We start from the raw sequence: 24,781 nt of genomic DNA, 5'->3' as shown, positions 1-24,781 counted from the left end.
ACTTCGGTTTCAATAAAACCTGATACTTCAAGAAACCTGGATAACCGGATCCCAATAGAAGTAACCAAGGGTTTTAACTTGATTGCCGCTTACTTGCTCGGTGATATAGAACCAAACCTGGTAATTTTCAGTGCCCGTGTCAGTCACGTTGCACCCAAGGTAGTAGTTTGGAATTTGTTGCGCGGTATAATTCAGGGGATCCACCACTTTGTCCGCATTCTGGTTGGGAATGGGCACCCAAGGTCTGGACTCGGTCGGAACCGGGATGGAGGTCACCTGACTGCCGGAGAATTTTTGGATTTTGTAAACGATAACGCTTTGGCTGACGTTCGAAGACAGAGACAATGCACGCCACCGGATCACATCGTCCACTTCAGCCTTCACCGCCAAATCAGCGGAAGCTTGTCCGCCAGTAACAAAACGGCTCTCCGCCACCATATAAACGTCCTGATGGGCGATGCCGGTTGGCTGTCCAGAGTTTTGGCTTGGACTAGGGTACTTGTTGAGAATGGTTTGCGTATCGAACACCATTTCAATGTTGACGATATTGCTCATCACTTCCTCCGTATATAAATCGTCTCAATAAGGCGAAATAATTTCACCCAAAGGCCATTTATTGATACAGCATGACCATGGGAATAGAACCTAGTGCAAATACCTAATTGGCAACTTACTTGCTGCAATATTTAATTGCGATTAAAAATATTTGACCATGAAATACCACAATCAAAATCTATTTCTGTAAAATCAGCATGCAATGCATACCCCACCGCCATGCCATCCACTCCGCCGCAAACTCGGTCTCGCACATGACGCGCATCCTCCCTCTTCGACTGCTGCGCTCCAAACCTCCACGCCATGCCTGCCTTTGCGAGCAAACCTCCATAAAGGGATGGACGTGGTTGGCGGCGCTGGCTTTGTGCGGCGCCGCCGCCCAGGCGCAGGCCCAGCCCAGTTTTCAGCAGGTCAAGGCGGAATGGCGGCCGTCTGACGTGGTGGTGCTGGACCGCAACGGCCAGCCCCTGCAGCGGCTGCGAGTGGACAAGCAAGGCCGGCGGCTGGACTGGGTGAGTCTGGCCGACACTTCGCCGGCCTTCCGCCACGCGCTGGTGGTGTCGGAAGACCGGCGCTTCTACCAGCACAGCGGCGTGGACTGGTCCGGCGTGGCCGCGGCGGCCTGGGGCAATCTGTGGAACACCCGCACCCGCGGCGCGTCCACGCTGACCATGCAGTTGGCCGGCTTGCTGGACAACGACCTCAAGATAGGCCGCAACGGCCGCAGCCTGTGGCAGAAAATGGGCCAGGGCTGGTCCGCCGCCTGGCTGGAAACGCATTGGAGCAAGGCGCAGATCCTGGAGGCTTACCTGAATCTGGTGGGTTTCCGTGGAGAGTTGGTGGGCTTGTCCGCGCTGTCCGCCACCTTGTTCGGCAAACTGCCGGCCGGCCTCAATCTGGAAGAATCCGCCATCGCGGTGGCCTTGATCCGCGCGCCCAACGCCGCGCCGGACAAGGTGGCCGCCCGCGCTTGCCGCATCCTGCAGGACATGCGCCGCCAGCCCAACTGCGCGGCGCTGGCGGTGCGCACCCGCCAGGCGCTGGCGCAAAGCCGCGCCGCCAATCCGCTGGCGGAGCAGGACGCGCCCCACTTCGCGCAAAAACTGCTGCAACGCCAGCCGCTGGCGGCCGGCAGCCGTGTCGGCTCCACTCTGGACCTGGGCCTGCAACGCTACGCCGTCTCGGTGCTGCGCCGCCACCTGGCCGCGCTGGCGCAACGCAATGTGCAGGACGGCGCGCTGGTGGTGCTGGACAACGCCAGCGGCGACATCCTGGCCTGGGTGGGCTCCAGCGGCCGCGGCCTGTCCAACGCCGCGGAAGTGGACGGCGTCACCTCGCTGCGCCAGGCCGGCTCCACGCTCAAGCCCTTCCTCTACCAGCTGGCGCTGGAGCGCCGTTACCTGAGCGCCGCCTCCCTGCTCAACGACAGCCCGCTGGACCTGCAAACCGGCTCTGGGCTGTACGCGCCGCAAAACTACGCCAAGGACTTCAAAGGCCTGGTGTCGGCGCGCACCGCGCTGGCCTCCTCGCTCAATGTGCCGACGGTGCGCGCCATCGAAATGGTGGGCCCCAACGCGCTGCGCGACCGCCTGTACCGGCTGGGCCTGAGCAGCCTGCAACAGGACGGCGACTACTACGGCTACAGCCTGGCGCTGGGCGCCGCCGACATCCGCCTGCTGGAACTGGCCAACGCCTACCGCACCCTGGCCAACCAGGGCCTGGCCAGCCCTGCCCGCTGGACGCTGGCGGACCCAAAACCCAAACCGCAGCGGCAGCTGGACGCCGCCAGCAGCTTCATCATCGCCGACATCCTGTCCGACCGCACCGCGCGCGCGCGCACCTTCGGCCTGGAAAGCGCGCTGTCCACCCGCTACTGGAGCGCGGTCAAGACCGGCACCAGCAAGGACATGCGCGACAACTGGGCGGTGGGCTTCTCGCGCCAGCGCACCGTGGCGGTGTGGGTGGGCAACGCCGCCGGCGAGCCGATGTGGGACGTATCCGGCATGCACGGCGCGGCGCCGGTGTGGCAGGCGGTGCTGGACCGCGCCCAGCAAGGCGCTCCGGCCTCCCTGCCGCCGGCCCCGCCGCCCGGCGTGGTGAGCCAGAACGTGCGCTACGAGGGCGATGTCGAAGCCAGCCGGCGCGAATGGTTTCTGGCCGGCACCGAGCGCGCGCTGATCGTGCCGGAGCGCGGCGGCGCCAGCCAGACGCCCGGCATCGCCGCGCCGGTGGACGGCAGCGTCTACGCGCTGGATCCGGATATCCCGCCGGCCAATCAGCGTCTGCTGCTGCGCGCGCGCGGCGTGGCCCGCCCGCAATGGTGGCTCAACGGCAAACGCCTGGGCTCAGGCGCCAGCCTGCCCTGGTTCCCCTGGCCCGGCCGCCACGCGTTGGAACTGCGCGACGCCAAGGGCCTGGTGGTGGAGAAAATCCGCTTTGAAGTACGCGGCGCGGTGGCCGTGCCTGGCCGAAAGGCCGGCAAAGCCGGGTCCCGCGTCAACTGATAGCAGCAAACGCCGCCTCATGCCATAAACATAAATGGCGAGTCGATTTAATCTCAACGACAAGGAGCGGCACATGAAATATTCATTCGAAAACCTGGCTCTATCCGGCGGCGGCGTCTGGGGCATCGCCTACCTGGGCATGTTGGAGGAACTGGAAAAGGCCGGCGCGCTGGCGCAAATCCAACGCGTGGTCGGCGCCTCCGCCGGCGCCATCTCTTCCATGCTGATCAGCTTCCAGCTCAGCGCAGCCGAAACCAAGAAGCTTGCAGACTCCTTGGTCTATAGCAAAATCCCGCAAAAAACCACCGAGCCGCGCTCGGTGCAACTGGACGCCGCCTACCACGCCTTCCAGGCCCATGCGCCGGGCATCACGCCCGACGACTTCGTCTGCCTGCTGCGGCTGATCAACAAGAAGGGCTGGTACTCCAGCGAATATTTCTACCACTGGCTGCAAGGCGTGGTCGCCAGTCAGTTCAAGGATGGCCGGCCGGGCAAGAAATACACTTTCGCCGATTTCGCCAACCCCGCACTGCACAAGAACGAACAAGCCTTCCGCCAGCTCCATGTGATCGGCTGCGACGCCAACACTCACCAGGCCATGGTGTTCTCCACCGAACTGACCCCGAACGTGGAAGTGGCCGAGGCGGTGCGCATCTCCATGTCCATCCCCTTCTTCTTCGAGGCGCAGAATTTCACCTACCCAGGCCAGGAAACCGGTGTGTTCGTAGACGGCGGCACCATCTGGAACTACCCGATCAATTTCTTCGACGACAAGTACCCAGCAAAGCCAAAGCAGGGAGAAGAGAAGGAGGAGAAAACCTTCGGTGCCCGTTTCGACGCGCCACCGGGCGAGCCGTCGTCGGACGCCAACCTGATCCAACACATCCAGAACATCACCCAGAGCGCCTGGCAAGCGCAAAACCTGAACTACCAGCATTCGCCGCGGGATCAGGCGCGCAGCATCAATATTCCCACCGAAGGCGTCTTGGCCACGGACTTCAATATCAAGACCGGTGACGACAAGTATCAGCGGCTATTCGAGGCCGGCGCCGCCGCCACCCGCGCCTTCCTCGCCGGCTGCGAACGCTAAGAAGCGGTTCAAAGTCTCGCGAGCCAGAGCGAGGCAAGGCGAAAACCGCTGAGAAAGCGGAATGTACAAGCGGTACATGAGCATTTCGAAGGTGTTTTCAACGCCGTATCGCCGCAGCGCAGCAGATCGTAACAGCCGCCCGCGCCTGACGGCGCGGGCGGTGCTCACTCCGCGGCCAGCAAGCGCCAGCGCTGATTCGCGCCGCCGTGGCAGCTCCATTGAATCAGCTGCTGGCCCGCCTGGGCCGAACCATTGGCCACATCCACGCATTTGCCTGCCTGCGCGCCCACCAGGCTATACCCGCCGGCGCCGTCCGCCTTCAGGCTGAAACGCTGATTGGCCTGGCCGCTGCATGGCCACTGGATCAGCTTGCCTCCATCCTGCTTGGACCCGCCCTCCACATCCAGGCACTGCCGGGAGTGCGCGGCCGTCAATTGAAAAGCGTCGCCGCTGACGGCCAGCTGCCATACCTGGTTCTGCCCGGCGGCGGCCTGCTGCACCACCGCCGCGCCGGCGGCCGCGCTATTGTCCTTGACCGTCAGCCACAGCCCGCTGCTCGCCGACTGCAGCCGGTAAGACTTGCCGGCCTGCGGCCCGACGGCGCTGCTGTCTATCAACTTGCTTGCGCGCGCGTCGCTACGGTCCAGCACGTCGGTCAGCGTCAAGCTCACTTGCAGCTTGGCCGGCGCCGGCGTTCCCGCCGGCAGCTTCAAATTGGCCGCGCGGCGCTCGCCGGAGATTTCGCCGCCTTGCGCCAAGGTCTTGCCGCTGGCGGCGTCGCTTACGCTGAGCTGGTATTTGAACTGCGGCGCGCCATAGAGGCTGGTTTGCCAGCTCACCGTCACCGCGCGCGCGGCGGCGTCGTAAGTGGCGTTCAGCTGCTCGATCTTGGCCGGATCCGCTTCCGGCGCGGCCGGGCGGCGGGTGGTGGAAATCAGCGGCGATTGAAAACCGGCTAGCGGCGCGCCCTGCTGCATCACAAAGCGCCCCTGCGAGGACACCGCGTGCTGCTTGGCCTGCGCCGGCGTCAGCTCGGTAACGGTGGGCGTGGCTCGGTTGATCGCCTGCCAGCCCTGCGCGCCGCGCGCCCAGACATCGTAGTACTCGGCGGTGCGGGTCACGTCCTTGGCCTGGCCGCTCCAGTTCTCGATGAAGCTGTTGGCGGACTGGGCGGCGAAATCGACATTGGCCACCGGGAAATCGAAAGTGGCGTGGTGGGTCCAGACCCGCGTGGCCGCGTCCCGCGTCCACATGCCAAAGTAGGTGTGGCCGTTTTGCTGCCAGTTGCGCACCAGGGACGTCACCGGCTGGCCCAGCGTCCACTTGGTCTGCAAGTCGAAATACTTCAGCCCCTCGCCCTCGCCGCCAAAACGCTCCACCTTGGCGCCGGGCTTGGCGTACACCGCGCGGATGGGGATGCCGCGCACCGATATCGGATCCCAGATCGAAAAGATATAGGCCGGCACGCCGTTGTTGTGGCTCTGAATGCCGGTGTAGCCGCCGGCCTCGCGGCCGCCGTTCCAGCCCAGGGTCTCGTAATAGGTATGCTGATGCGTGTTCAACACCTTCACCGTCATCATCAGAATGTCGGCGGAAACATTGGGATAATTGAGATGGGCGGAACCGGTGCCGGCCAGCGCCGGCGCAACGGGAACACAGATAAGGGCCAAGCGGGCGACGCCGCGGCTGAGTGAGAACATGGCAACACCTTTATCCAATGAGGGAAACCATGGCCGGCCGCATACGACAGCAGCCTGCCGCCAAACACTTAACAAGTGAGTGAACGACAGGCCGCCTGGTTCCGCCTCCACGGCGGAATGGCACTATTTACACCGGCTCAACGCTGGATCAGATAGCGTATCGTCGGGCCGTCCTGCTGGATTTCCAGCACGGTGTAGCCATGATTCTTGGCGTCCAGCGGGATGTTGTTGATCGACTGCGGGCAATCGGTCACCACCTCCAGGATTTCGCCCGACTGCAGCTGCGGCATCGCCTCCAGCGTGGCCACCGCCGGATACGGGCAAGGCTCGCCCATCATGTCCAAACGGTAATTGGGGGTATAACTCTGCTTGCTCATGCCGCCTCCTTGCTGAATCTCGCCGCCTGCGCCTTATTGGCGAAAAAGCGTTTCTCCCACCACAACACCGCCAGCATCGCCAGCGCCAACATCGCGTAAGTCAACACCAGGCCGCCTTGCGGGCCAAACACCGCCAGCAGGTTGACCTTAGCGTAATCGGTGGCCACCGCCGGCGCAATGTCGTCCCACCACGCCGCCAGCAAGGTGGCGCCGACGATATTGCCCAGCCCCACCCACCAGTAATGCACCTGGCCCTCCACCGCGCGATACATCCAGCCGGTTTCGCAACCGCCGGCCAGCACGATGCCGAAGCCGAACAAGACTCCGCCTATCACCGCGTTGGGGCCGGCCCACAGAATCTTGGGCGGCACACCCAGCTGCACATAGCTGTACACACCGATCACACTGACCGCCATGCCGGCGATGATGGCCTTGGCCATTTGGGTGCGGCCGGTCAGCCACAGGTCGCGGAAGGCCGAGGTGAAGCACACCTGGGCGCGCTCGATGATCAGGCCGAAAGCCAGGCCGAACAAGGCCGCCAGCCCCAGCTTGGGCATGGAGAAGGTCCGCGCCAGCGCCCACAGCGTGAAGGCGACGAAAATCAGCATGCCCAGGCGGAAGCGGCGCCGCGCCTGATCCTCGCGCTGCTGCAAGGGCTGCGGCGCGCTCACCTTCTGCAGCTTCACCGGAATGCGGAACACCGGCAGCATGCTCACCCGCGCGCCAAACCAGGAACCGGCCGCCGTAGCCAACGCAAACAGCCAGGCGTGCAAGGAAAACTGCGGAATGCCGGTGAAGAAGGCCGCCAGATTGCAGCCCATCGCCAAGCGCGCGCCAAAGCCGGCGATCAGGCCGCCCAGCACCGCCTGCACGATGCGCACGCGATGATGCGGCATGCGCAGCTTGACGTTGTTGGCCCACAAGGCCGCGGACAGACAGCCGGCGAACATGCCAATGATCATCATGCCGTCCACGCGGTCCAAGGGCGTGCCCTCAAGATGGATCACCTTGAAATAGCCCCAGGTTTCCGGGTGAAAACCGAACAACTGCAAAGCGTGGCCGCCCCAGCGCGTGAACTCCCCGGTCACCGCCCAGAAGGTGCCGGTAATGCCGAAATAATAAGCGGACAACACCCCGGCGGCGATCACCGCCGGCACCGGCGCCCAAAAGCGCACCAGGTATTGCATCTTGAAATCCTGCCAAGTCATGGCTCAGACGTCCCCCAATAAAAAAACCCGCCCGCGGGCAGGGTCAAAAGCACAGGCTTGGCATTGTAAAGCAACACGTCGGCCTCTTCAGCCGTGAATTGTCGCACCGGGCCGCCATCTGCGGCAAACCTAAAAGTCCAGCGAGCGCACCGTCACCATTCCGTCATCCGCCGCGCCTAAGCTGTACCGTATCCCACCATGTCGGCCGCGCGCCATGAACCACCCCATCGCACAGCAACAATACGGCTCGGACCAGGCCGGGCTGATCTGCGGCTTTTGTTTTCATCCGGACGGCGCCGGCGCGGAGATTGATTCCGCCCAGGCTCAGGCCTGGCTGCGCGCGCCGCCGGACGGCGAGGCCTTTCTGTGGCTGCATTTCAATCTGGCCAATGCCGCCAGCGAGCGCTGGCTGCGCGCGGCCTTGCCGCTGCAGGAGGATTTCTTCGAGGCGCTGCGCGGCGGTTCCAACTCCACCCGCATCGAGTTGCTGGATCAGGCCTTGCTGGCGGTGATCAACGATGTGGCCTTCAGCTTTGGCCTGGCCTCGTCGGACATCGCCACCCTGTGGGCGCATGCGCAGCCGCGGGTGCTGATCACCGCGCGGGTCAAGCCGCTGCACTCGGTGGACCGGCTGCGCGCGGCGGTGCGCGGCGGCGCGGCCTTCCGTTCGCCGGCGGCCTTGCTGGTGCACTTGCTGCAGAACCAGGCTGACGCGCTGGCCGGCATTGTGCGCGCCAGCGGCGCGCAGGTGGATGTGCTGGAGGACAGGCTGCTGGCGCAAAGGCTGGACGACCAGCGCGCGCAGCTTGCGGCGATGCGCCGCTCCCTGGTGCGCCTGCAACGCTTGCTGGCGCCGGAACCCAGCGCGCTGTTCCGGCTGCTGAACCGGCCGCCGGCCTGGCTGGACGCCGCCGACGCGCAGGCGCTGCGCCAGTCGTCGGAGGAATTTGCGTTGACGCTCAACGATCTGGCGGCGCTGGTGGAACGCATCAAGCTCTTGCAGGAGGAGCTGGCCGCGCGCCTGAACGAGCAGAGCAACCGCACCCTGTTCACGCTGACCCTGGTCACGGTGCTGGCGCTGCCCATCAATATCGTCGCCGGCTTCTTCGGCATGAACGTGGGCGGCGTGCCTCTGGCCAATCATCCGCACGGCTTCTGGGTGCTGGTGCTGCTGGTGGCCAGCTTCAGCCTGCTGGCCGGCTGGTGGGCGTTCCGCCGTCAGCGCGGCGTGTAGGCGGCCCTCACGCGGCCCCGCCTGCCGGCGCGAACATCCGCTGGCACAGAAAATCCACGAAGACGCGCAGCTTGGGCGACAGCTGGCGGCTGGACGGCCACAGCACATGGAACATGCCGGTCTGGCCCAGATAAGGCTCCAGCACGGTTTGCAGCCGGCCGGCGGCCAGCGCGTCGCGCACGATGAAGTCCGGCAGGTAAGCCAGGCCCTGATCCTGGCTGGCGGCACAGATCAGCGCCTCGATATTGTTGCAGCTCATGGCGCTGCTGGGCGGCCAGTCCTGGCCGGCCGGCGCGCCGTCCAGCGCCCAGGCTTGCAGCTTGCCGGTGCTGGGGAAGCGGTAGCGCAGGCAGGCGTGCTGGGCCAGGTCCTCCGGGCTTTGCGGCGTGCCGCGCTCGCGCAGATAGCCTGGCGAGCCCACCACCAGCAGGCGAAACGGCCCCAAGGGCCGCGCCATCAGCCGGGAATCCGCCAGCGGGCCGCTGCGCACCACCGCGTCCAGGCCCTCTTCTATCACGTCCACCATGCGATCGGAAAAATCCAGGTCCAGCTCCACTTCCGGATAACGCTGCATGAAGTCCGGCAAGATAGGCAGCAGCATGCGATAGCCCACCACCGGCAGGCTGACCCGCAGCTTGCCGCGCGGCGCGGCGCGGCTCTGCGCCAGTTCGGCCTCGGCGTCGTCGATGTCGTCCAGGATGCGGCGGCAGCGTTCGTAGAACAGCTCGCCCTCCGCCGTCAGCCGCACATGGCGGGTGCTGCGCTGGAATAGCCGCACCCCCAGCTTCTCCTCCAGCCGCGCCACGCTCTTACCCACCGCGGACGAGGACACGCCCAGCGCGCGGCCGGCGCCGACAAAGCTTTGCGCCTCCGCGGCGCGCACAAAGGCGGCCAAGCCGCTCAAACTATCCATGAAGCCCTCAATTAAAGAGTTTTTGTCCGCTTAATTTGGACACGGCGCCTGTTTTTCGTCAATTGCCGTCAAATTATCATGTGTTCGCCCAATGACCATCCGCATCCGCCCGCCGCGCCACGCGGGCGCTTGTCCCACTCTTTGAAAGGCGAAATCATGCATCCCTCCAAACCGGCGCCCTCCCAACGCGCTCCTTTACTGACCCTGGCCGCGGTCTGCCTGGCCGCGCTGACCACGCCGCTCAGCTTCACCGGCCCGGCGCTGGCCTTGACCGCGATAGGCCGCGAGCTGGGCGGCAGCGCTCAAGCGCTGACCTGGGTCACCAACGCTTTCATGCTCACTTTCGGCGGCTGCCTGATGGCGGCCGGCGCGCTGGCGGATCAATACGGTCGCAAACGGGTGTTCATGCTCGGCATCGGCCTGTTCTCGCTGTCCTCGCTGGGCTTGTTCCTGGTCGGCAGCCTGCTGTGGCTGGACTTGTTGCGCGCGGCCCAGGGCCTGGGCGCGGCGCTGTCCTTCGCCAGCGGCCTGGCCGCGCTGGCGCAAAGCTTCGCCGGCGCGGCGCGCACGCGGGCCTTCAGCCTGATAGGCACCACCTTCGGCATCGGCCTGGCCTTCGGCCCCCTGCTGTGCGGCTTTATGATCCAGGCCTGGGGTTGGCGCTCCATTTTCGCGCTGGCCGGCCTGGTTGGCCTGCTCTCCCTGGGCCTGGCCGCCTATTGCATGCGCGAATCGCGCGATCCGCAGGCCGCCGGCCTGGATTGGCCGGGCGCGCTCAGCTTCACGCTGGCACTGAGCCTGCTGACTTACGGCGCGCTGGCGGCGCCGGAGCTGGGCTGGGGCAACCCGCAGGTGATCGGCTTGTTGCTGGGCTCGGCGGCGGCGTTCTGGCTATTCGTGGCGCTGGAGCGGCGCGCGGCGCGGCCGATGCTGGACCTGAGCCTGTTCCGCTATCCGCGCTTCGTCGGCGTGCAATGCCTGGCCGCCGCGCCGGCTTACGCCTTCGTGGTCTTGCTGGTGCTGCTGCCCTTGCGCCTGGTGGCCGCGGAAGGCGTCAGCGAGGCGGAGGCCGGCCGGGTGATGCTGGCCTTGTCCGCGCCGATGTTGGTGCTGCCGCTGTGCGCGGCCTGGCTGACGCGCTGGCTGTCCGCCACGGTGCTGTCCGCCGGCGGCTTGCTGTTGTGCGCGCTGGGGCTGTGGTGGCTCAGCCGCTATCCGCAGCTGTCCGCGTTGCAGCAGACGCTGTGGCCCTTGCTGTTGATAGGCGTGGGCATCAGCCTGCCCTGGGGCCTGATGGACGGCCTGGCGGTCAGCGTGGTGCCCAAGGAGCGCGCCGGCATGGCCGCAGGCATTTTCAGCACCACGCGGGTGGCCGGCGAAGGCATAGCGCTGGCCTTGGTGGGCGCGCTGCTGGCGGCGCTGCTGCAGCAGCGGCTGGCGCCGCTGTCCGCGGCGGCGCCGCAGGCCTTGGCCGAGGCCTCCAGCCTGGGGTCCTTGGGCAAGCTGGCCGCCGTAGGCGAGCTGTTGCCAGGCCTGTCTGCCGAAACGCTGTCCCAGGCCTACGCCGCCGCCTTCCAGCGGCTGTTGACGGTGCTGTCCGTCCTGACCGTGCTCAGCGCGCTGGTGGTGGCGCTGTTCCTGCGCGGCGCCGGCCAGGCGCAGCCGGAGGAGACCGCCGCGGAACCGGCGCTGGATTCCGCCTGCTCTTGAGCGAGGACGCCGGTTTGCCTTCCCGCGAGCCGGCGCTCAGAACGTGTTTACGATCTTGCGAGCTAAGGTGAGACAAGGCGAAAACCGCTGAGAAAGCGGAGTGTACACACGGTACATGAGCATTTCGAAGCGGTACTCGCCGTGTCACGTCTCACGACGCGCGGCAGATCGTAAACAGGTTCTCAGGCCGTTTCATTGACGATGGCGATGGAAAACCCGTCCCAGCCCTTGACCCCTACGGTCTGCAGCGCGGTCGCGGTCAGCCGCGGCTCCGCGCCCATGTCTTCGATGAAGCGGCGCACGCCGCGCACGCCGGGGTCCTGGCTGACCACATTGGCCACCGCGCCGCCGCGCGCCACATTGTCGCCGACGATGGCGGCGCCGGGGCGCGCCAGCTTCAGCGCCCATTCCAGGTAGGCCGGGTTGTTCGGCTTGTCGGCGTCGATGAAGATCAGATCGAAGGGTTCGCTCCCCGCCAGCAGCGGCAGGCTGTCCAGCGCCGGCCCTTCGCGCAGTTCCACCCGATCCGCCACGCCGGCGGCAGCCAGATTGGCCCGCGCGGTGTCCGCGTGTGCGGGGTTGGCCTCCAGCGTCACCACCCGGCCGTCGGCCGGCAGCGCCCGCGCCAGCCAGATGGTGCTGTAGCCGCCCAGGGTGCCGATCTCCAGCACCCGCCGCGCCCGCATCAGGCGCGCCAGGATGTGCAGAAAGCGCCCTTGCAGCGGGGACACGTCCTGCGCCGGCAGGCCGGCGGCGGCGTTGGCCGCCAGCGCGCCGTTCAAGGCGCTGTCCTCCACCCGCAGCGCCGCGGTGTAATAGCGGTCCAGGCCGCTCCATTCTGCTTGCATCGGCTTCTCCTGGCGCAGCCACCCCGGGCAAGGGCCCGTCCCGGCCGCGCATGGTTGAAGCCACATGATAAGCGCATTCCGGGCCCGGCCGTCGCCACGCCTGTCATTGCGCCCAGGGGAACGGCGCTCATCGGAGAGGCCATGACCGACATCAAGGCGACGACGATGGGCCGGCTAGCCCTGGAGCAAGGGCGCGCAGGCGCGCAACTGCGCGCGCAGCCAATCATGGGCGGCGCTGCGGCCGTGGCGGGCGTGGCTGTAGACCTTGAGGGTGTAAGACGGAATATCGAACGGCGCGGCGTGAACGGCGATGGGCGCGGCCCGGCTCAGGGCCTGGGCCGCCAGCCGCGGCAGCGTCATGATCCAGTCGGACTCCGCGATGATGAAGGGCGCGGCCAGCACCGACGGCAGTTGCAGCGCCACGTCGCGGCGCAGGCCCCGCCGTTCCAATGCGCGGTCGATGCCGCCGCGGGTTTCGCCCCAGGGCGTCACCACCACGTGGCGCGCCGCCAGGTATTGTTCCAGGCTGAGACCGTCGCGGATGCCGGGGTGGGCGCGGCTGGCGATGGCCACATAGCGGTCTTCCAGCCAGTCGAAGCTTTCGATCCCGGCCGCCGGTTCGGCGATGTCCTCGACATAGCCCAGCGCGAAGTCGATGCGGCCGGCGGCCAGATCCTCAGCGGATTCGCGGCCGCGCGAATGCACCAGCTTGAAGCGCAGCCGCGGCGCCGCTTGCTGCAAGCCCGCCAGCAGCCGCGGCATCACCGCGAAGGCGGTGTAGTCGGTGACCGCGATCACGAAGGCGCGCTCGCTGCGTTCCGGCTGGAAGCCGCCGGCCTCGGCCAGCCCTTGCGACAGCGTTTCCAGCGCGGCACTCACCGCGCCGGCCAGCCGTTCGGCGTAGGCGGTGGGCTGCATCGCGTTGCCGATGCGGACGAAGAGGTCGTCGCCCAGGGCGGCGCGCAGCCGCGCCAGCGCGTGACTGAACGCGGACGGGCTCATCGCCAGTTCGTCGGCGGCGGCGCCGACCGAGCGCTGGCGCAGCAGCGCGTCGAAGACCAGCAGCAGGTTGAGGTCCAGACGGCGCAGGTCAGAATGCAGGATGTTCATCATGAATTGAAAACAATGCAGCGCATGCAGTTTGTCTTGGCCGTAGTATAGCGGCTTATCCATTCACCACGATTCAGGCCTTGCCCATGTCCATCCATATCCGCCCCGCCCAAGCCGGGGACGCCGCGCTGATTCTGCGCTTCATCAAGGAGCTGGCCGTTTACGAGCGCGCCGGCGATCAAGTGGCCGCCACCGAGGACGGCATCGTCGCCAGCCTGTTTGGCGCGGACAGCCCGGCGCGGGCGCTGATCTGCGAGGTGAACGGCGAACCTGCCGGCTACGCCGTGTACTTCTTCAGCTATTCCACCTGGCAGGCCAAAAAAGGCCTGTATCTGGAAGACCTGTATATTTCGCCGCGGCAGCGCGGCGGCGGCGCCGGCAAGCTGATGCTGCGCCGGCTGGCCCAACTGGCGGTGGAGCATGGCTGCGGCCGCTTCGAATGGAGCGTGCTGGACTGGAACCAGCCGGCCATCGATTTCTACCTGTCCATCGGCGCCAAACCGCAGGCGGAATGGGTGCGCTACCGGATGGACGGCGCCGCGCTCGCCGATTTCGCCGCCGGCTGAGGCGGCCCCTTAGAGCCTACGCACCGTGCAACCCTTCACGAAGCGCAGCAGATCGTAAACAGATTCTTAGCCACTCACCGTCAGCGCGGAGCAGCCGGCGCCGCCGGCCCGGCTGACCCGGATTTGCACCGGTATGCGCTCCTTCAGCGCCTCCACGTGGCTGATCACACCTATGGTTTTGCCGCCGGCGTTGAGCGCGTCCAGGGCGTCCAGCGCCAACTCCAGCGTTTCGCCGTCCAGGGTGCCGAAGCCTTCGTCCAGGAACAGCGAATCGATCGAGGTTTTGTGACTGGCCAGGTCGGACAAGGCCAGCGCCAGCGCCAGGCTAACCAGGAAGCTTTCGCCGCCGGACAGGGTGCGGGTGTCGCGCGCCGCGTCGCCCTGCCAGCTGTCGACGATTTCCAGCTCCAGCTCGCCGTCGGCGCGGCGGTGCAGCCAATAACGGCCGTGCAGCCGGCTCAGATGGCGGTTGGCCAGCGCCACCAGATGCTCCAGCGTCAGACCCTGGGCGAAGCGGCGGAATTTGTCGCCGGCGGCGGAGCCGATCAGGCCGTTCAGCCGCTGCCAGACGTCGGCCTCGTCGCGCAGGCCGTCGATGCGGGCGAACAGCTCCCGCTGTCCGTCGCGGCGCGCAAGGTCGTTGTCCAGCAAGGCGCGCAAGGCGCCGTCCTCGCCGGACAGCCGTTGCCGCTCGGCGTCCAGCGCGTCCATGCGCTGGCGCAGTTCCGCTTCCGGCAGGTCTGAGGCGTTTTCCCGCTCCAGCGCTTCCAGCCGTTCCGCGCCCTGCTGACGCAGCGCCGCCGTGCGCAGCCGTTCTTGTTCCAGCTGCCGGCCCAAGGCGCCCAGGCGCTCGCGCTCCACATCCGGCAAGGCCGCCGCCAGGAAGGCGGCGGCGTCCGCAAACGGGCTGGCGGCCAGCGCTTGGGCCCAGGCCTGCTCCGCCTCTTCGGCGCGCCGCCGCTGGCGCGCGGCGTCGGCCTCCGTCCGTTCCCGCGCGCCCCGGTTCCGGGCCAAGGCCCGCGCCAATTCCTCGCAGTCCGCCGCCGCGGCGAGCCAAGCGGCCTCGGCGTCGTCCTGTTCCGGCAAGGGCACGCCGTCCGGCAGCCCCAGCGCCTTCCAGCGCTCTTCCCAGTCCGCGGCGCGCTCGCCGGCCAGCCGGTGCGCGGCGGCCTGGGCCTCCGCGTCCGCCTCGCCCTGCCGGCGGGCTTGCTCCAAAGCCTTCCAGGCTTGCCAATCGGCGTCGCGCCGCTGCAGCCAATCCGCCTCCCGCCCCGTTTCCGGGGCCTGGAAGCCGGCGGCGGCGATGTCGGCCTCGCGGCCCTCGGCCTGTTCCCGCCACTCGGCCTCGCGCTGCGCGAGTTCGTCCCCCAGCGTTTGCAGGCTCTGCTCCAGGCTGCGCAGGCCGTGTTCTTGCAACGTCCGTTTCTGGCTCAGCGCCTGCGCGGCCTCGCTCTGCCGCCGCGCGTCCGCGCGCGCCAGCTCCAGCGCCGCTTCGGCCTGCTCGGCGGCGCGCAGCGCGCTTTCCTGCCGCTGTTGCCGCCGCTCGGCGTCCTGGCTCGCCTGTTCCAGCCGCTCTCCGCGCCAATCATCGTCCGCCAGCCCGCAGGGCGCGCCCTCGCTCAACCATTGCGCGGCCAGGCGCTCGCGACGCGCTTGCTCCTGCTCTGTCGTCTCGTCCAGCTGCCGCAATTGCGCTTCGTCTCGCGCCAGTTGCGCCGCCGCCTGCTGGCCTTGCTCGCGCAAGGCCTCGAGCGCGGCCTCCTTGGCGCTCAAGGCCGCCTCGGCGGCGCCGATGTCCAGCGCCTGGTAGGCGGCCACCGCCGGATGCTCGCTGGCGCCGCACAGCGGGCAGGGTTCGCCCGGCCGCAAGGCGGCGCGGTGCTGCTCCAAGCTGAGGATGCGCCGCTCCTGCTCCAGCAGCCGCCGCTTGTCCGCCGTCTGCTCCTGCATCTGCCGGTAATCGGCGCGCAACCCTTGCAGGTCGGCGTCATGGCGGGCGCGCTCGGCTTCCAGCGCCGCCCTTTCCTCGCGCCGGCCGGCCAGCCGCGCTTCCAGCGGCCTCAGTTCGGCGGCCAGCGCCGCCAGGCCGCGCAAAACCGTGGATTGCCGCAAGGTGAGCTGCCATTGCTCGCGCCATTCGGCCAGGCTGCAGCCCTCCAGCGCCGCGCTCGCGCCCTCTTCCGCCCGCCGCAAGGCGGCGTCGGCCTCAAGGCCCTGCCGTTCAGCCGCCTCGGCTTCCGCATTCAAGGCCGTCAGGCCCTGCCGCTGGCGCAGCGTTTGCGCGTCCAGTTCCGCGATGCGCGCGGCGCAGCCCTCGCGCTGTTGGCGCAGCCGCTCCTGTTGCGCGAAGCCGGCTCGCCAGCGTTCCAGCAACTCGCCCAAGCGCGCGTGATGGCTCAACCGCCTCGCGGAGGCTTCTTGCTCTCCCGCAACGGCCTTGAGCGCGGCCAGGCGCTCGCGCTGGGTCCGCTCCAGCCGGCGGGCGTGGCTCAAGGTCCGCCAGTGGCCTGCCTGCCAGTCCGCGTTCAAGGCCGCGCTCTCCTGCCCCAGCGCCTGGCTTTCCGCGTCCAGCCGCCGCAACTCCGTCCGCGCCTGCTCCGTTTCGCGCCATTGCGGCTGGATGCGCCGCGCCGGTTCGTCTCGACGCAAACGCTCCAGCTCCGGCTCCGCCTGCGCTTCGCGCTCGCAGGCCCGCCGCCATTCGCCGTCCGCGTCGGCGCTGTGGCGCCGCGCCTGCTCGACGGCTTCTCGCCATTGCCATTGCCCGCGCGCGCGCTCCCACTCGCCTTGCGCCTGGAGCGAGGCCGCGCCGAGCTCGGCCAGCCTCGCCTCCATTTCCCCCCGCCGCTCCGGCGCCAGCAACTCCACGCCGTCGGCGCGCGCCTGCCATTGCTCCAGAGTCTGGCGCGCGTCGCGGGCGCGCTCGAACACCTGTTGCGAGATCCGGCCGTAGATTTCGCTGCCGGTCAGCTCTTCCAGCAATTCCGCGCGCGCGTTGGCGTCGGCGTTGAGGAAGGCGGCGAAGCCGCCTTGCGCCAGCAGCATGGATTTGGTGAAGCGTTCGTAATCCAGGCCGGTGATGGCTTCGACGCGCTTGAGCTTGTCCGCCACCTGGCTGCTGAGAATCTCGCCGTCGGCGTCGGCCAGCTCCACCTTGGGCGCTTGCAGCGCGCCGTCCGGCTTGTCGCGGGCGCGGCGCTGGCTCCAGAAGGCGCGGTAACGCCGGCCTTTGACTTCGAACTCCACCTCCGCCAGGCAGTCCGCGGTGTGCCGGCTCATGATGTCGTTGCTGCCCTGGGTCACCGCGTCCAGCCGCGGCGTCTTGTGGTAGAGCGCCAGGCAGATGGCGTCCAGCAAGGTGGATTTGCCGGCGCCGGTGGGGCCGGTGATGGCGAACAGGCCGCTGCCGGCGAAGGGTTCGGCGCTGAAGTCCAGCTTCCACTCCCCTTGCAGCGAATTGAGGTTTTTCAGGCGCAGGGTCAGGATCTTCATGCCGTCTCCTCCCGCAGCGCGGCCAGGGTTTCGCGGTAGCGCAGCCGCAGTTGCTCCTGTAGCGGAGGCTCCAGGGTTTCCAGCGCCAGCCGGCGCTCGAACACGTCCAGCGGCGTCAGTTCGTCCAGGGTCTCTCCTGCGACGGCGGCCAATCCGGCGGCGGCCTGCCCGCGCTCCCGCCTCACCCGCAGCAGTTCCAGCGGCAAGTTCGCGCACATCGCCTGCGCGCGGGCGGCCAGATCGCTCAGGTAGTCGTCGGCGCTGACCACGACCTCCAGCCACACCGGCTGTGCGGCGCTGCCGGCTTCGGCGGCCTCCGCCAACAAGGCCGGCAACTGCGCCAGGCTGCCGCGCAACGAGCGCAAGGGCTGAAAACAAGGCACCGCCAGCGGCGTGACCGCGCGCAAGCCCTGGGCGTCCAGTTCCACCAACAGCACTTCCTTGCCCTGGCCGGCCTCGTCGAAGCTCAGCGGAATCGGCGAGCCGCTGTAACGGATGTGTTCGTGGCCGCCCACTTTCTGCGGCCGGTGGATATGGCCGAGGGCGATGTAGTCGACCGGCGGGAAGGCGTTGCTGGGGAAGGCCTCCAGCGCGCCGACGTAGATTTCGCGGACGGATTCGCTGGCGCTGGCGCCCACCGTGGTCAGGTGGCCGCTGGCGATGATGGGCAGTTCCAGGCCCAGCGCCTCGCGGCGGCGCAGCGCCTGCAGGTACACCTGTTGGTAGCGTTCGCGGATGGCGTCCTGCAAGGATTGCTGCTTTTGCTCCGCGCTCTGGCCAGCCTGGCTGCGCAGCACGTCGCGCGGGCGGATGTAGGGCAGCGCGCACAGCAAAGCGCCCGGCTCGCCGTCGCGGCGCATCAGGACCAGCACCTGTTCGGCCGGATCTTCGCTCAGCGCCGGCACCACGCAGGCGGACAGATAGGACAGCAGCGCGCGGCTTTCCGCCAGCGTGGCCACGGAATCGTGGTTGCCGCCCAGCAGCACCAGCTGCACGCCGGCGCGGTGGGCGGCGGCGATCAGGCCGTTGTAGAGTTCGCGCGCGTAGCTGGGCGGCGCGCCGGTGTCGAAGATGTCGCCGGCCACCAGCACCGCGTCAGCCTGGTGGACGGCGGCCTGCTCCAACAACCAGTGAATGAAAGCCTGGTGTTCCGCCTGACGGGTCTTGCCGATGAAATGCTGGCCCAGGTGCCAGTCCGAGGTGTGAAGAATGCGCATGCCGGCCGCTGTGTGGGATTGATGCCCGGCAGTGTACCGCGTTGCGGCGCGCGGCGGCGCCCGGCCTCCCGGTTTATCGCCCCGGCGCTATCTGACGCCGCCGGCCGGCGGCGGCAAGGTCTTGGCGTTCAGCGGCGGACAATAGGCGTAGCCGGGGTGGCTTTGGCAGTCTATCGGCGTCTTGGGCTGCTGCTTGTCGCGCAGCGCCTGATCGGCTTGTTGCTGAGCGAGTTCGGACGGCGGCTCGTTGAAACGCTTGCTGTCGTAGCCGCGGCTCCAGCCCGGGTCCGCCGTCGCGGCGGTCGGCGCGGACGCCGCCGCCTTGATGTCCAGCGTCAGCGCCGCCGCGCCGGCGGCCAGGCTCAAGCCGGCCAGGAATAAAGCGATCTGCGTCGAGTACCTCATCCGCGCCCTTCTCCTTTGCTAAATCCATTGCTTGCGATCGCCGTCGCTTTCGCGTCGGCCGAATAGATAGCGACTGGCGTCGGGCCGGCAAGTTCCGCCCCGGCGCCGCGGCGTCCATATGGACAGATGCGCCGCTGCAGCCATGGACATCGCCGCCGTATGCCTACAGAATGCCGAGGCCTCGCCCCGGCAAGGCCTTGATCAACCTGCCCCGCTCGGTGCGCCGCCCATGACCCATCCCGAATCCCTCGCCCTGCTCCGCCGCGTCGACCAACGCGTCCGCCTGCAACTGTCGCCGCTGGCCGCCGCCATCGATCAGCAAGCACATTACCCGGAAGATATCTTGCGCGGCCTGGGCGAAGACGGCGTTTACGCGGCGCTGTTGCCGGCGGAGGCCGGCGGCAGGGCGCCGGGCCTCGCCGCGGCGATGGCGGCCATCGCCGAAGTCGGCGCCGTCTGCGGCAGCACCGCCTTCCTCGCCTGGTGCCAGAGCGCCAGCGTCTGGCTGCTGCGCCACGCGCCGCCGCGAACGGAACTGAAATCGCTGATGACGGAATTGGCCGCGGGCCGGCGCCTGGGCGGCCCCGGCCTGTCCAACGCCATCAAGCACCTGGCCGGCCTGGAGCCGCTGCGGCTGCGCGCCGAACCCTGCGCCAACGGCTATCGGCTGTCCGGCGATCTGCCGTGGGTGTCCAATATCGGCGACGGACATCTGTTCGCCGCCGCGGCCGCCGTCGCCGACGGCGGCAAGCTGGTTTTCCTGGCCGATTGCGACGCGCCGGGGGTGCGGCTCTGCGACGGACCGCCCACCGCCGGCATGGCAGGCACCCGCACGCTGAGCGTGAAGCTGGACCAGGTGTTCGTGCCCGCCGAGCGAGTGGCGGCGGAGCCGGCCGACTTCGCCGCCTTCATCCGGCGCGTCCGTCCCGGCTTCGTGCTGGCGCAGGCGGCGGCGGGCCTGGGCATCGTGCAAGGCTGCCTGGACGACATTCAGGAAGCCAATCGGCGCGACGGCGAACAGAACCGTTGGCTGGACCATTCGTATCAGGATCTGGCGGCGGAATTGGCCGGTTTATGGAGCGAGGCGAAAACGCTGGCGCCTCAGGCCGAGGCGGGCCGGGTTCAGCCCCTGCGCGTGCTGCGCCTGCGCGCCGCCGTGGGGGAGTTGTGCCTGCGCGCGGCGATGTCGGCCCAACTGCACGCCGGCGCCGCCGGCTTCCTGCTGTCGCACTCGGCGCAGCGGCGGCTGCGCGAAGCCAGCTTCATCGCCATCGTGACGCCGACGCTGAAGCAGCTGCGCCGCGAAATCGATCTCGCGGAACAGGCGCAGCCGGCTTAGAGCCGCCGACAAAACCCCTGCTCCCGCCTTGCGCTTCCAGGCCGGAGCATGGGCCTTCTCCGCGAAGGGCGGTCAGCGCTAGTGACGCAGATAGGCGAACAGCGCCACCAGGGCGATACAGGCGATCAGCGTCGCATGCAGCAAGACTTCCTCTTGCCGGGCGCTGAGCCGCCATTTGGCGTGGCGCTTGGCGCCCGCCAGGGGTAAATGAGGCGAAAAATGCTGATAAAACGCGCTGGGACTTCGATCTGCGGAGTCGGAATGACCGCTTTTCATGAGAAATAACTCTGAAGTTGTCGGGTGTAAGCAATTTTACACCCGCCACTCTATGCTTTTTACATTTTTTTCACAAGCGCGGCTTGCCGGCCGCCGGCCCGGCGCTTTATTCGCAGCCGGGCTGACCCAGATCAAACGCCGGCGTCGCCCGCCTGGAAGCCCGTCAGCACGTTCACCGCGTTGACGCCGATGTCGTCCACCATATAGCCGCCCTCCATCACGAACAGCGTCGGCAGACCCAGTTGGGCGATGCGCGCGCCCAGACGCAGGAAGTCTTCGCTCTCCAGGCGAAACTGGCTGATCGGGTCATCCTTGAAAGTGTCCACGCCCAGCGACACCACCAGCGCGTCCGGCGCGTAAGCGGCGATCCGGCCGCAAGCGTGGCTCAAGGCTTCGCCGTAGGCCGGCCAGCCGGTGCCGTGCGGCAACGGATAATTGTGATTGAAGCCCAGGCCGGCGCCTCGGCCCTGCTCGTCGCCATGGCCGGAAAAATACGGGTAGGAGGATTTGGGGTCGCCGTGCAAGGACAGGAACATCACGTCGTCGCGTTCGTAAAAAATGCTCTGCCCGCCGTTGCCGTGATGGTAGTCGACATCCAGCAAGGCCACCCTGCCGGCGCCGCCGTCCAGGCAGGACTGCGCGGCGATCGCCGCATTGTTCAGATAGCAGTAGCCGCCCATATACTCGGCCGCCGCGTGGTGGCCGGGCGGCCGGCACAGCGCGAAGGCGCTTTGCTCTCCCGCCAGCAAGGCGTCCATCCCGCTCAAGGCCACGTCGGCGCTGGCGCGCGCCGCCTGCCAGGTGCCGGCGGTGATCGCCACCCCGGCGTCCATCGCGTAAAAGCCCAGCTTGCCGTCGATGAACTCCGGCTCGATGTCGCCGCGCAGATCGCGCACCGGCCAGATCAGCGGCAAGGCGTCGTGACTGCGGCCGGCGGCCGTCCACTCGTCCCAGGCCCGCTCCAGGAAACGCACGTAGCGCTGGCTGTGCACGCGGGCGTAACGCGCGCTGTCGTATGCGCGCGGCGCGGCCACCGGGCCCAGCCCCGTCGCCCTCACCCGCGCCAAGATGGTGTCCGCGCGCCCCGGCTGCTCGAAACAGGGCATCAACACCCCGTCCTTCAGTTCGCAACCATGGTGCAAATGGTGCGCGTCGCTGTAAATCGTCAACATCGCCGTCCCTCCTCGCCTCTCGCTTGAATCGGCAAAAGCCCAGTATGCGCCGCGGTCGCTGGAATAGTTTTGCTTTTGCCCGGGCTTCGGCGCTAATCTGGAGCAAGAAAGCGATATTGAAAGCGATGGTTGAGCATGAATAGACTCAAAACGCCGCTGGATGACACGGATCTGACTCTGTTGCGGCTATTGCAGCAAGACGGAGCCATGTCCAATCCCAAGCTGGCCGAACGCTTGTCCCTCAGCGTCACCCCGTGCTGGCGCCGGCTGAAGCGGCTGGAGGAAGCCGGCTACATCAAGGACTACCAGGCCAATCTGGACCGCCGCAAACTGGGTTACGACGTGCTGGCCTTCGTCCGGCTCAGCTTCGGCGAACACGCCGACGACGCCCCCAACCGCTTTGAAGCCCAGATGCGGGAACGTCCGGAAGTGCTGTCCTGTCACAAGATCACCGGCGACGCCGACTACCTGCTGCAAGTGGTCGCGCCCAATCTGGACGCGTACAGCGACTTCATCGAAACCGTGCTGCGCCGCACCCCGGGCCTGCACTCCATCCACTCCAGCCTGGCGCTGCGCGAAGTCAAGGCCGGCAGCCGCCTCCCCATCTAGCGCGCTCAGGCGCCATGGAAGAACCCGCCCATGATCACCGTCCACCACTTGAACAACTCGCGCTCGCAACGCGTGCTCTGGCTGCTGGAGGAGCTGAATCTGCACTATCGGATTCAACACTACCAGCGCGACCCGCTTACCCTGCTCGCCCCGCCGGAGCTCAAGGCCGCCCACCCGCTGGGCAAGGCCCCGGTCATCAGCGACGGCGAATTGACGCTGGCCGAAACCGGCGCCATCGTCGAACACCTGGTGGACACCTACGGCTCCGGTCGGCTCAAGCCCGCCGCCGGCTCGCCGGAGCACAGCGACTACCTGTTCTGGCTGCACCACGCCGAAGGTTCGCTGATGCCGCCGCTGGTGATGAGCCTGGTGTTCGCGCGGCTGGGCCAGCCGCCGGTGCCCTGGCTGCTGCGGCCGCTGGCGCGCAAACTGGCCGCCGGCGTTCGCCGCGCCTATCTGCAGCCGCAGCTGGACGCGCTGCTGAGCCATGCCGACCACAGCCTGGCCCGCAACGGCTGGTTCGCCGGCCCCGTCTTCAGCGCCGCCGACATCCAGATGAGCTTTCCGCTGGAAACGGCGCGCGCGCGCGGCTTCCTGGGCCGGGAACACCCGCACGCGCTGGACTTTCTGCAGCGCATCCACGCGCGCCCGGCCTACCAGACCGCGCTGGAAAAAGGCGGGCCTTACGCTTACGGCGCCGATTGAACCCTTATTAATTGAGCGGCGTCGAAACCAGGGAATATCCGCGGCATGGACGCCCTTCTTAATGGCAGGGCGCCGCTTATTTTCATTATTGCTCCATGCCTACGGCTTATTTAGTGTTGCGGCGCACACAAAAATGTAAAAAAGTTTGATTCAGGATTGCCTATACCCGCAAAGCCCCCTATAATCCGGGCATCTCAAATACTGCAAAGGTTCATCGTGGACAACGACGGAAGTAGTCGATCTTGTATCGCAACGCCGTCTTGCAGGATTTAGCAGAACGTTTCCTCTGCCACATCCTGCAATGACAGGGTGTGGTGTCTAAAAATTCGGCAGCAACGCACATCAGCGGCCCCTTCTTGAGCGGCCCAGTGCGAGCCGGAATCCAGGCCAAACGGCCGCTTAGTTCAGACATCCCCAGATTCGCGCCGCGCGGGCGGCTTGCCGCCTGATTGCGCACGGACTCCCCTAGACGGCGTTTGCCTTCGGATTTCGTCGCGTCCTCCTTGCATCGCCAACGGGAGGAATCATCATGCGCTTGATCACTAAACTGGCGGCCCTGCTACGCCCGGGCAAAACCACCGCTCCGGCAGCCGTTTACCAGTTGAACATTTTTTGCGTCCATGCGGACCTGACCATGCTGCGCGTGCAAGCGGCCAAGCAGCTGCACGCTCGCGGCCTGGAGGTGGAACGCATCGCCCTGACCGCCGGAGACAACGACCTGGCCTGTCTGAGCGTGCTGTTCGCCTGTCCCGACGTGGCCAGCCGTTGCCTGAATCAGCTCGCCGCTCATTTCTGCCAGCTGCCCCAGGTCAACCGAGTGCACTGGGCGCGCCACGCGCAGCGCCCCCGCGTGCCCAACCGCGCCTTTTTGCTGGCCCAGCGGGCCCACTTGGCGCACTGAACGCCCCTTGCTTGAACATTTCCCGCGCGCGGCCCGTCCGCGCGATTCTTGAAACGCAAACGCTGCCAGCCAGCAGGAGGTTCTGATGTTGATTGAAGACCCTGAACCGCGACCGCGCCGGCCCATGGCGAATTGCTGATCTGAGCCTCTCCCTTATTGCGACAGCGGGACTGGCCAATTAGCCGCCGCCGACCATCGCAATCGACCATTGAGTTTATTTTCATTTCTGCGTCTATAAAACACGGAAAGGGAATAATGCTGCCTGTCGCATTTTCAAAATGAAAATGAGGGAGAAGAATATGCGCCACAATAAACTGGCTTGGTTATTTAATTACCTCGCGCGCACCCCAAGCAAACGCCAAGACGAAACCAGCTGCCACCTGAATGTGATTTGCGACATCCCGGTGATTACCGCGCTGCGCAAGCAATTATTCTGGGAAATGCACACCCTGGGCCTGGCGGCGACCCACGTCACCATCACGCCGGCTTCCGCCGCCGGGCAAGCCTGCCTGAGCGTGCGGCTGGATTGCCCGGTGGCCCTGCGTCGCGCCTTCAATGAAATGGCGCTGCGCCTGAGCAAAATGCCGGAAATTCATCGCGTGCGCTGGGGGCGCCGCAAACCGGAGACGCGGGCGACGCCCCGTCGCTGGGCCGCCAGCGCCTGAGCGCACGCCCAATATCCGCCGCGCCCAGGCGCGCCGTTCAACCTCTTAAGTCAAGAAAGGCCAGCCATGTCTGAAGAACCGGAACCCCGATCTTGCAGACCCGAGGCCGCCCGCACCGCCTGATCTCCTCCGCCTGACGGCGGCGGGATAGGCTCGCGCGCCTCGCCACCGTCAAACACAGCCCT

At 67.0% G+C, this 24,781-nt stretch carries 22 protein-coding genes; 10 read left to right on the top strand and 12 right to left on the bottom strand.

The annotated features are described in order from the left end of the window. Positions 1–27: 27 nt before the first annotated feature. Positions 28–555, bottom strand: a complete 528-nt coding sequence (locus JW897_RS11240; protein ID WP_048415199.1) for an inclusion body family protein — start codon at positions 553–555, stop codon at positions 28–30. A gap of 347 nt (positions 556–902) precedes the next feature. On the opposite strand from JW897_RS11240, the gene pbpC reads away from it, so the two are divergent. Continuing rightward, the gene (gene pbpC, locus JW897_RS11235; protein ID WP_240352166.1) at positions 903–3,059 is read left to right on the top strand and encodes a penicillin-binding protein 1C; all 2,157 of its coding nucleotides are present in this window, start codon (positions 903–905) and stop codon (positions 3,057–3,059) included. 73 nt (positions 3,060–3,132) lie between these two features. Continuing rightward, positions 3,133–4,149: a patatin-like phospholipase family protein gene (locus JW897_RS11230; RefSeq protein WP_048415198.1), complete on the top strand. Its 1,017-nt coding sequence runs from the start codon at positions 3,133–3,135 to the stop codon at positions 4,147–4,149. Positions 4,150–4,313: 164 nt separating this feature from the next. Here the strand turns inward: JW897_RS11230 and JW897_RS11225 are convergent, their stop codons facing one another. From JW897_RS11225 to yedE, 3 genes are all read right to left on the bottom strand, one after another. Beyond that, complete coding sequence (locus JW897_RS11225; RefSeq protein ID WP_205466127.1) at positions 4,314–5,849, bottom strand: DUF3472 domain-containing protein; 1,536 nt, start codon at positions 5,847–5,849, stop codon at positions 4,314–4,316. A gap of 137 nt (positions 5,850–5,986) precedes the next feature. Beyond that, on the bottom strand, positions 5,987–6,226 hold the full coding sequence (yedF, locus tag JW897_RS11220; protein ID WP_205466126.1) for a sulfurtransferase-like selenium metabolism protein YedF: 240 nt from the start codon (positions 6,224–6,226) through the stop codon (positions 5,987–5,989). Beyond that, on the bottom strand, positions 6,223–7,434 hold the full coding sequence (gene yedE / locus JW897_RS11215) for a selenium metabolism membrane protein YedE/FdhT (RefSeq protein ID WP_205466125.1): 1,212 nt from the start codon (positions 7,432–7,434) through the stop codon (positions 6,223–6,225). Before yedE ends, yedF begins: the two co-directional genes overlap by 4 nt. A gap of 214 nt (positions 7,435–7,648) precedes the next feature. On the opposite strand from yedE, the gene JW897_RS11210 reads away from it, so the two are divergent. Then, positions 7,649–8,668 carry a transporter gene (locus JW897_RS11210; protein WP_205466124.1) on the top strand — a complete coding sequence of 340 codons (1,020 nt, stop codon included), beginning with the start codon at positions 7,649–7,651 and terminating at the stop codon, positions 8,666–8,668. 7 nt (positions 8,669–8,675) lie between these two features. Here the strand turns inward: JW897_RS11210 and JW897_RS11205 are convergent, their stop codons facing one another. Beyond that, a complete protein-coding gene (locus JW897_RS11205; protein WP_205466123.1) occupies positions 8,676–9,581 on the bottom strand; it encodes a LysR family transcriptional regulator in 906 nt (301 codons plus the stop codon). Between the two features lie 156 nt (positions 9,582–9,737). On the opposite strand from JW897_RS11205, the gene JW897_RS11200 reads away from it, so the two are divergent. Beyond that, positions 9,738–11,291: an MFS transporter gene (locus JW897_RS11200; RefSeq protein ID WP_205466122.1), complete on the top strand. Its 1,554-nt coding sequence runs from the start codon at positions 9,738–9,740 to the stop codon at positions 11,289–11,291. 182 nt (positions 11,292–11,473) lie between these two features. Here JW897_RS11200 and JW897_RS11195 read toward each other — a convergent pair whose 3' ends face one another. Both JW897_RS11195 and JW897_RS11190 read right to left on the bottom strand, forming a co-directional pair. Beyond that, the gene (locus JW897_RS11195; protein ID WP_205466121.1) at positions 11,474–12,139 is read right to left on the bottom strand and encodes an O-methyltransferase; all 666 of its coding nucleotides are present in this window, start codon (positions 12,137–12,139) and stop codon (positions 11,474–11,476) included. A gap of 174 nt (positions 12,140–12,313) precedes the next feature. After that, the gene (locus JW897_RS11190; protein ID WP_240352165.1) at positions 12,314–13,312 is read right to left on the bottom strand and encodes a LysR family transcriptional regulator; all 999 of its coding nucleotides are present in this window, start codon (positions 13,310–13,312) and stop codon (positions 12,314–12,316) included. A gap of 23 nt (positions 13,313–13,335) precedes the next feature. Here JW897_RS11190 and JW897_RS11185 point away from each other — a divergent pair, with 23 nt between their 5' ends. Beyond that, positions 13,336–13,815 carry a GNAT family N-acetyltransferase gene (locus JW897_RS11185; protein WP_205466119.1) on the top strand — a complete coding sequence of 160 codons (480 nt, stop codon included), beginning with the start codon at positions 13,336–13,338 and terminating at the stop codon, positions 13,813–13,815. A gap of 66 nt (positions 13,816–13,881) precedes the next feature. Here the strand turns inward: JW897_RS11185 and JW897_RS11180 are convergent, their stop codons facing one another. The 3 genes from JW897_RS11180 to JW897_RS11170 all read right to left on the bottom strand — a co-directional run bounded on the left by JW897_RS11180 (position 13,882) and on the right by JW897_RS11170 (position 18,929). Then, the gene (locus JW897_RS11180) at positions 13,882–17,307 is read right to left on the bottom strand and encodes an AAA family ATPase (protein ID WP_205466118.1); all 3,426 of its coding nucleotides are present in this window, start codon (positions 17,305–17,307) and stop codon (positions 13,882–13,884) included. Continuing rightward, positions 17,304–18,524 (bottom strand): exonuclease subunit SbcD, encoded by a 1,221-nt coding sequence (sbcD, locus tag JW897_RS11175; RefSeq protein WP_205466116.1) that lies wholly within the window; start codon positions 18,522–18,524, stop codon positions 17,304–17,306. The genes JW897_RS11180 and sbcD overlap by 4 nt, the downstream gene beginning before the upstream one ends. A gap of 87 nt (positions 18,525–18,611) precedes the next feature. After that, positions 18,612–18,929 (bottom strand): hypothetical protein, encoded by a 318-nt coding sequence (locus JW897_RS11170; RefSeq protein ID WP_205466115.1) that lies wholly within the window; start codon positions 18,927–18,929, stop codon positions 18,612–18,614. 229 nt (positions 18,930–19,158) lie between these two features. On the opposite strand from JW897_RS11170, the gene JW897_RS11165 reads away from it, so the two are divergent. Continuing rightward, entirely contained in the window at positions 19,159–20,268 is a 1,110-nt protein-coding gene (locus tag JW897_RS11165) for an acyl-CoA dehydrogenase family protein (protein ID WP_205466114.1), read from the top strand. Between the two features lie 78 nt (positions 20,269–20,346). Here JW897_RS11165 and JW897_RS11160 read toward each other — a convergent pair whose 3' ends face one another. Together JW897_RS11160 and JW897_RS11155 are read right to left on the bottom strand one after the other, a co-directional pair. Beyond that, entirely contained in the window at positions 20,347–20,544 is a 198-nt protein-coding gene (locus tag JW897_RS11160; RefSeq protein ID WP_048414712.1) for a hypothetical protein, read from the bottom strand. Positions 20,545–20,675: 131 nt separating this feature from the next. Further along, positions 20,676–21,716 carry a histone deacetylase family protein gene (locus JW897_RS11155; RefSeq protein ID WP_205466113.1) on the bottom strand — a complete coding sequence of 347 codons (1,041 nt, stop codon included), beginning with the start codon at positions 21,714–21,716 and terminating at the stop codon, positions 20,676–20,678. A gap of 135 nt (positions 21,717–21,851) precedes the next feature. Here JW897_RS11155 and JW897_RS11150 point away from each other — a divergent pair, with 135 nt between their 5' ends. From JW897_RS11150 to JW897_RS11135, 4 genes are all read left to right on the top strand, one after another. Continuing rightward, positions 21,852–22,325 (top strand): Lrp/AsnC family transcriptional regulator, encoded by a 474-nt coding sequence (locus JW897_RS11150; RefSeq protein WP_231589288.1) that lies wholly within the window; start codon positions 21,852–21,854, stop codon positions 22,323–22,325. A 30-nt stretch (positions 22,326–22,355) separates the two neighbouring features. Beyond that, the gene (locus JW897_RS11145) at positions 22,356–23,030 is read left to right on the top strand and encodes a glutathione S-transferase (RefSeq protein ID WP_205466112.1); all 675 of its coding nucleotides are present in this window, start codon (positions 22,356–22,358) and stop codon (positions 23,028–23,030) included. A gap of 529 nt (positions 23,031–23,559) precedes the next feature. After that, positions 23,560–23,931 carry a hypothetical protein gene (locus tag JW897_RS11140; RefSeq protein WP_048414716.1) on the top strand — a complete coding sequence of 124 codons (372 nt, stop codon included), beginning with the start codon at positions 23,560–23,562 and terminating at the stop codon, positions 23,929–23,931. A gap of 299 nt (positions 23,932–24,230) precedes the next feature. Further along, entirely contained in the window at positions 24,231–24,596 is a 366-nt protein-coding gene (locus JW897_RS11135; protein WP_205466111.1) for a hypothetical protein, read from the top strand. Positions 24,597–24,781 lie beyond the last annotated feature (185 nt).

Source organism: Chromobacterium alkanivorans (assembly GCF_016937655.1).
GTDB classification, from domain to species: Bacteria; Pseudomonadota; Gammaproteobacteria; order Burkholderiales; family Chromobacteriaceae; genus Chromobacterium; species Chromobacterium alkanivorans.
This window is presented reverse-complemented; position numbering and strand designations above follow the sequence as displayed.